Origin of the sequence: Thiomonas sp. 13-64-67 (assembly GCF_002282795.1) — a bacterium.
GTDB lineage: Bacteria > Pseudomonadota > Gammaproteobacteria > Burkholderiales > Burkholderiaceae_C > Thiomonas > Thiomonas arsenitoxydans.
In genome coordinates this window covers 1-3,176 of record NZ_NCKP01000109.1, presented here as the reverse complement: position 1 = coordinate 3,176, position 3,176 = coordinate 1, and the positions used below count along the sequence as shown (strand labels likewise).

Annotated in this window: 5 protein-coding genes and 1 pseudogene; 5 read left to right on the top strand and 1 reads right to left on the bottom strand. The window is 65.6% G+C overall.

Annotation, left to right across the window (positions count from 1 at the left end):
• From B7X30_RS15200 to B7X30_RS15180, 5 genes are all read left to right on the top strand, one after another.
• On the top strand, positions 1 to 316 hold a 316-nt coding region (locus B7X30_RS15200), incomplete at its 5' end, for a DUF6691 family protein (RefSeq protein WP_286731741.1).
• 11 nt (positions 317 to 327) lie between these two features.
• The gene (locus B7X30_RS15195) at positions 328 to 660 is read left to right on the top strand and encodes a BON domain-containing protein (RefSeq protein WP_286731738.1); all 333 of its coding nucleotides are present in this window, start codon (positions 328 to 330) and stop codon (positions 658 to 660) included.
• 159 nt (positions 661 to 819) lie between these two features.
• Positions 820 to 2,079, top strand: a complete 1,260-nt coding sequence (locus tag B7X30_RS15190) for an OmpP1/FadL family transporter (RefSeq protein ID WP_286731735.1) — start codon at positions 820 to 822, stop codon at positions 2,077 to 2,079.
• A 140-nt stretch (positions 2,080 to 2,219) separates the two neighbouring features.
• The gene (locus tag B7X30_RS15185; protein ID WP_286731732.1) at positions 2,220 to 2,507 is read left to right on the top strand and encodes a PepSY domain-containing protein; all 288 of its coding nucleotides are present in this window, start codon (positions 2,220 to 2,222) and stop codon (positions 2,505 to 2,507) included.
• On the top strand, positions 2,504 to 3,031 hold the full coding sequence (locus tag B7X30_RS15180; RefSeq protein ID WP_286731730.1) for a cytochrome b/b6 domain-containing protein: 528 nt from the start codon (positions 2,504 to 2,506) through the stop codon (positions 3,029 to 3,031). Before B7X30_RS15185 ends, B7X30_RS15180 begins: the two co-directional genes overlap by 4 nt.
• A 42-nt stretch (positions 3,032 to 3,073) precedes the next feature.
• Here the strand turns inward: B7X30_RS15180 and B7X30_RS15175 are convergent.
• A pseudogene (locus tag B7X30_RS15175) lies at positions 3,074 to 3,176 on the bottom strand (MBL fold metallo-hydrolase); the annotation flags it as partial.

The following is a 3,176-nucleotide window of genomic DNA, read 5'->3' as shown; positions in this document are numbered from 1 at the left end:
GCCCATGCAGCTCGCGCAGCGTCGCAGCAAGGCGCTGCTGGGCGAGCCCATCGCCTTTCCCGATACCCGCAGCATCACCGGCAAGCTGATTCTGGGCAGCGCGGTGTTCGGCGTCGGCTGGGGCATGACCGGGCTGTGCCCCGGCCCGTCGCTGGCCTCACTGGCTTCGCTGCACGCGCCGCAATGGCTGTTTTTCGCCAGCATGATGGCCGGCATGGCGGGCTTCGAGCTGTGGCAGCGCGCCGCGGCCAAGTCATCGCAAACCGCACCGCTCCAAACAAACCGCAAGGCCGCCCCGCTGACGGCCAAACCCTGAAGGAGGCTCTCATGTCCACAACTTCCCCGATGCGCTACCCGCTACGCCCTGCCGGAACCGAGCGGCCGCGCTCCAACACGCCCCGCCCGACGCTACCCGCCGCCCCTGACGACGCCGACCAGCGCCTGCGCGCGCAGGTACTGGAGCGTCTGAGCCAGACTTCTCTGCGCCACCTCGGCATTCAGATCGAGGTTCAGGAAGGCTTGGTGCGGCTGTGCGGCACCCTGCGCGACCCCAAGCTGCGCACCCATGCGGAATGGCTGGTGTTCACCACGGCAGGGGTGCAGGCGGTGTGCAGCGATTGGCAGATCGACCCCGGCAGGGCTCCGTCTTCGCCGCATTAGCGCCCGTTCACGCCCATCCCCGAATTCGGCGCCTGCGCGCCGTCCCCAGCGACTTGTCGCGCTCCTCGCACGCCCACCCGTCTGCGCGACGGGTCGGGAGTGTTTTCGCCGCAGCTTTTCGGCTGCGGCGATTTTCTCCCCCTTCCAGCCCCCAGAGCCATGAAAAAACTTGCGTTCGTATTTGCCAGCCTCGCCGCACCGGCCGCCCAGGCCACCGACGGTTACTTTCAGCCGGGTTACAGCATCAAATCCAACGGCATGGGGGGCGTGGGCATCGCCCTGCCGCAGGATGCGCTGGCCGCAGCTACCAACCCGGCCGGCATGGCGCTGATCGGCAACCGCGTGGACGGCGGACTGAGTCTGTTCAAGCCCGACCGCAGCGTGAGCACCACCGGCAGTCTGGGGGCGGCAATGGGCCCGGCCGCAGGCACGCCGATCACCGGCACCTATTCGGGCAATGACCAGTCTCTGTTTCTCATCCCCGAAATCGGGATGAACTGGATGCTCAACCCGCGCATGGCCGTCGGCATCAGCATGTACGGCAACGGCGGCATGAACAGTGGCTACTCTGAAATTTTTTCGCCCCTGCAAGCGGGCACCGGGGTCGATCTGCAGCAACTTTTCATCTCGCCGTCCTTCGCCATGAAGCTCGACGACGACAACGCCGTGGGTATCGCCCTCAACCTGGTGAAGCAAACTTTTCGCGCCAACGGCCTGAGCAATTTCAAGGCCTACTCGGTTGATCCGAACAAGCTCACCGACAACGGCCACGACAGCTCCACCGGCGTGGGTGTGCGGCTGGGCTGGACGGGTACGGTCTCCCCCGGCCTCACTCTGGGCGCCACCTGGCAACCCGAAACCCGCATGAGCAGTTTCAGCAAATACACCGGACTGTTCGCCGGAGGCGCGCATTTCGACATTCCTGAAACCTACGGCCTGGGCTTTGCCTGGACGCCCGCGCCGCGGTGGACCCTGGCCGGCGACGTGGTGCGCATCAACTACGCCAAGGTCAAGGCCATCGGCAATACCGCCGACTGCTTCTATCAGCAGCAATGCCTGCTCGGCCAGGACAACGGCCCGGCTTTCGGCTGGAAGAACATCACGGTGATCAAGCTCGGCGCGGCCTACCAGTACAGCCCCGACCTGACCCTGCGCGCCGGTTGGAACCACGCCGACAACCCGGTGCAGAGTTCGCAGGTGTTCCTCAACACCATCGCACCTGCGGTTACCCAAGACCACCTCACCCTCGGCGCCACCTATACGGTGAGCAAGGACATGGAAGTCTCGGTGGATTACGTCCATGCGCTCGACAACAGCGTGACCGGCCCGCTGCCGCCCGGCTTCGCCACGGCGGGCTCGACGGAAACCGTGCGCATGAACCAGAACACGCTAGGCGTGTCGGTCGGCTGGAAGTTTTGAGCGCCCCTACGGCCGGGCTGCGGCATTGACCCGAAGGAGCGCAGGGAATTGTCCCGCAAACAAATGCGAATCGTTATTATTTTTTACATTATTTTCGTCGTCTCGCGTTTCGCCCCCTTCCCCCCTTTTTTGGAGCCTCCATGTCGCATCCCGCCCTTTTCCTCTCCCGTGCCGCCGTGTCTGCCTTTGGCGCGCTGAGCTTGTCCACCGCCTTCGCCGGGCCGCAGTGCACCACCCAGCCGCAATCGGCGTGGATCGATGCGGGCAAGTTCCAGATGGAGTTGAAGGCGCAGGGCTACGAGATCAACAAATTCAAGATCACCTCGGGGCAGTGCTACGAGATCTATGGCAAGAACCAAGCCGGTAAAAAAGTGGAGATTTACTTCGACCCGGTGAGCGGCAAAATCGTCAAACAGGAAACGCGATGAGCGCCACAGCCGACGCTGAGCGGGTGCCGCTGGCCATCCGGTTATTCCACTGGGCGTTGGCGACGGCTTTCATCGGCGCGTGGGCGCTGGAAGCCGACTGGCGCGCAGCGCACGAATGGCTGGGCTACGCCGCCGCGGCGCTGGTCGTCTGGCGTCTGGCCTATGCCTGGCGCGCCCCGGCGGACTGGCGCTGGCGCGCACTGCTTCACCCCCCGCGCAAGGTGCTGCGTCATGCCGCGCAGTTGGCGCGCGGACGGGCGGAACTGGCCGCGGGCTACAACCCGATCGCCGCCTGGAACGTCCTCGCCATGTTCGCCATGCTGCTGGCGATCGCCGCCAGCGGCTGGGCGCTGACCACCGACCGCTACTGGGGCGACCAGACGCTGCAGGCGCTGCACGCCGTGCTGGTCAATCTCATGGGGTGGCTCGTCGGCTTTCACCTGCTCGGGGTGGCCGTGGGCAGTTTGCGCGCCCGGGGGTTTTTGCCGCGGTCGATGCTCGACGGGCGCAGGCTGCCGCATTGAGGGCTGCGCACCCGCCGCACGCCTTGGCGCTTGCGGCGCTTTTCAGGTGCCGCGCACGTAAGGGTTGCTGCGGCGTTCTTCGCCGAAGGTCGACTCTGGCCCATGCCCGGGAATGAACACCGTGTCATCGCCCATGGGCCAGAGC